This is a genomic window from Dietzia sp. HMSC21D01 (genome assembly GCF_001815995.1).
Taxonomy (GTDB): domain Bacteria; phylum Actinomycetota; class Actinomycetes; order Mycobacteriales; family Mycobacteriaceae; genus Dietzia; species Dietzia cinnamea.
In genome coordinates this window covers 1-2,461 of sequence record NZ_KV823709.1, presented here as the reverse complement: position 1 = coordinate 2,461, position 2,461 = coordinate 1, and the positions used below count along the sequence as shown (strand labels likewise).

The following is a 2,461-nucleotide window of genomic DNA, read 5'->3' as shown; positions in this document are numbered from 1 at the left end:
GAGGCGCGCGGCGGCCATCCCCGCGCCGACGATCACCACGTGGCGCCGCACCTGCGGCCCCGTCGGACCGGGCGGCGTGCCCGGCACCGTGCGTCCCGGCCCCACCTCCGCGCTCACGCCGCCTCCAGCCGCACCGCGCACACCTTGAACTCGGGCATCCGGCTGTGCGGGTCGAGCTCGGGCAGGGTGAGCAGGTTGGCCCGCCCGCTGCCGGCGAAGTGGAACGGCAGGAAGAGGGTGTCGGAGCGCATGTCCTCGTCGCAGCGGACCTCGGCCTCGACCGGGCCGCGCCGGGAGACCACGCGCGCGGCGTCGCCGTCGGCCAGCCCGACCGCGCGGGCGACGACGGGGTGGACCTGTACCCACATCCGCGGCTCGGCCGCGGCGAGCTCGCCCACCCGGCGGGTCTGGGCGCCGGACTGGTAGTGCGCGAGCAGCCGCCCGGTGGTCGCGAGCAGCGGGAACGCGGCGTCGGTCGGCTCTGCCGGCGTCCGCGGGGCGTCGACCACGAAGCGGGCCCGGCCGTCGGCGGTGGCGAAGCCGTCCAGGAACAGCCGCGGGGTGCCGTCCGGGGAGTCGGAGCCGCACGGCCAGTGCAGCACCTCCCCCGCGTCGAGGCGGTCCCAGTCGATGGCCGAGTAGTCGGCCTTGCCGCCGGCCGAGGCGCGGGCGAGTTCGTCGAACACCACGCGTGGGTCGGTCGGGAAATTTTCGGGCCCGCGGTCCAGGCGGCGGGCGAGCTCGTGCCAGATCCACAATTCGTCGCGCGCGCCGTCCGGCGGGGTGATCGACCGGCGGCGCCGCAGGACGCGACCCTCGAGATTGGTGAGCGTGCCCTCCTCCTCGGCCCACTGCGACACGGGCAGGACGACGTCCGCCAGCGCCGCGGTCTCCGACAGGACGAAATCGGCCACGACCAGCGTGTCCAGTGCGCGTAGCCGCTCGGCGACGCGGTCGGCGTCCGGCGCGGAGACCACCGGATTGGAGGCGTGCAGGAGCATGGCGGTGGGTCCGCCGGGTTGTCCGAGCGAGTCGAGCAGTTCGAACGCCGACACCCCGGGGCCGGGGATCTGTTCAGGGTCCACGCCCCACACGGCGGCGACATGGGCGCGGGCGTCGGGGTCGGTGATCATCCTGTACCCGGGGAGTTGGTCGGCCTTCTGGCCGTGTTCCCGGCCGCCCTGCCCGTTGCCCTGCCCGGTGAGCGTGCCGTAGCCGGTGCCGGGCCGACCGGGCAGGCCCAACGCGAGTGCCAGCGCGATCACCGCTCCCACTACGGAGGTGCCGTCGGCGTGCTGTTCGGCGCCCCGGGCGGTGAGGATGTAGCTGCCGGCTCCGGCGTCGCGGGCGTCGGCGAGGAGCCGCACCGCCCGCTCGAGGAGGGCGACGGAGACCCCCGTGACGCGCTCGGTGCGCTCCGGCAGCCATGCGGCGGCGTGCGCCCACGCGTCCTCGAATCCGGTGGTGCGGGCGGCGAGATACCGCGTGTCGGCGGCCCCGGTGACGACGACGAGGTGCAGCAGCCCCAGCGCGAGGGCCGCGTCCGTGCCGGGGCGCAGGCGCAGGTGCACACCGCCCCCGTCGAGGGCGTGCCGCGCGGTCGCGCTGAGCCGGGGGTCGGCCACGATGAGCCCGCCCGCCGCGGCCGCGGTGTCGAGGTGCTGGAGGAACGGGGGCATGGTGTCGGCGGGGTTGGCGCCGATGAGCAGGACGGCCCGGGCGCCCGAGAGGTCGGTGACGGGGAACGGCAGGCCGCGGTCGAGGCCGAAGCTGCGGTTGGCGGCCGCGGCGGCCGAGGACATGCACCAGCGGCCGTTGTAGTCGATGAGCCTGCTGCCCAGCGCGAGTCTGGTGAACTTGCCCAACTGGTAGGCCTTCTCGTTGGTGAGTCCGCCGCCACCGAAAACCGCTACGCCGTCCGGCCCGCCTGCGGCCTGCGCGCGTCGGATGCCGTCGACGACCCGGTCCAGTGCGGTGTCCCAGTCGCAGGGCTCGAGGCGGCCGTCGCGACGGATGAGCGGCGTGGTGAGCCGGTCCGGGTGGTCGAGGAGCTCGCCGGCGGTCCAGCCTTTGCGGCACAGTCCGCCCCGGTTGGTGGGGAACCACTCGGGCGTCACCTCGGCGGCCCTGCCCGCGGTGGGCGTGACGCTCATCGCGCACTGCAGCGCGCAGTACGGGCAGTGCGTGTGACCGGGCCCCTCGGCATCCTGCACCCGGGGCCGGTCCGGCGTCACCCGGGCGGTGTCGACGCTCGTCATGGTGTTCTCCTCGTCGTCGTCCTCGTCGTTTCTCGTCGCCCCGCCCCCGCGGCCTGCCGGCGAGTGGTCGAACCCGACCACGTCGTCCCAGGTCGGCACACGCGCAGACCGGCACTTGTGACCACTCGCCGCGCCCCGGCGGGGGCGGGGACACAGGCGCGGCGATCAGCGCGCGGCGGGCACCGGCTCAGCCCCACCCGGCG

General features: G+C 75.5%; 1 protein-coding gene. It reads right to left on the bottom strand.

The genetic code is table 11. The features are described from left to right. Positions 1 to 113 precede the first annotated feature (113 nt). Positions 114 to 2,357: a molybdopterin oxidoreductase family protein gene (locus tag HMPREF3086_RS02515; protein ID WP_371441642.1), complete on the bottom strand. Its 2,244-nt coding sequence runs from the start codon at positions 2,355 to 2,357 to the stop codon at positions 114 to 116. Between the last annotated feature and the right edge of the window lie 104 nt (positions 2,358 to 2,461).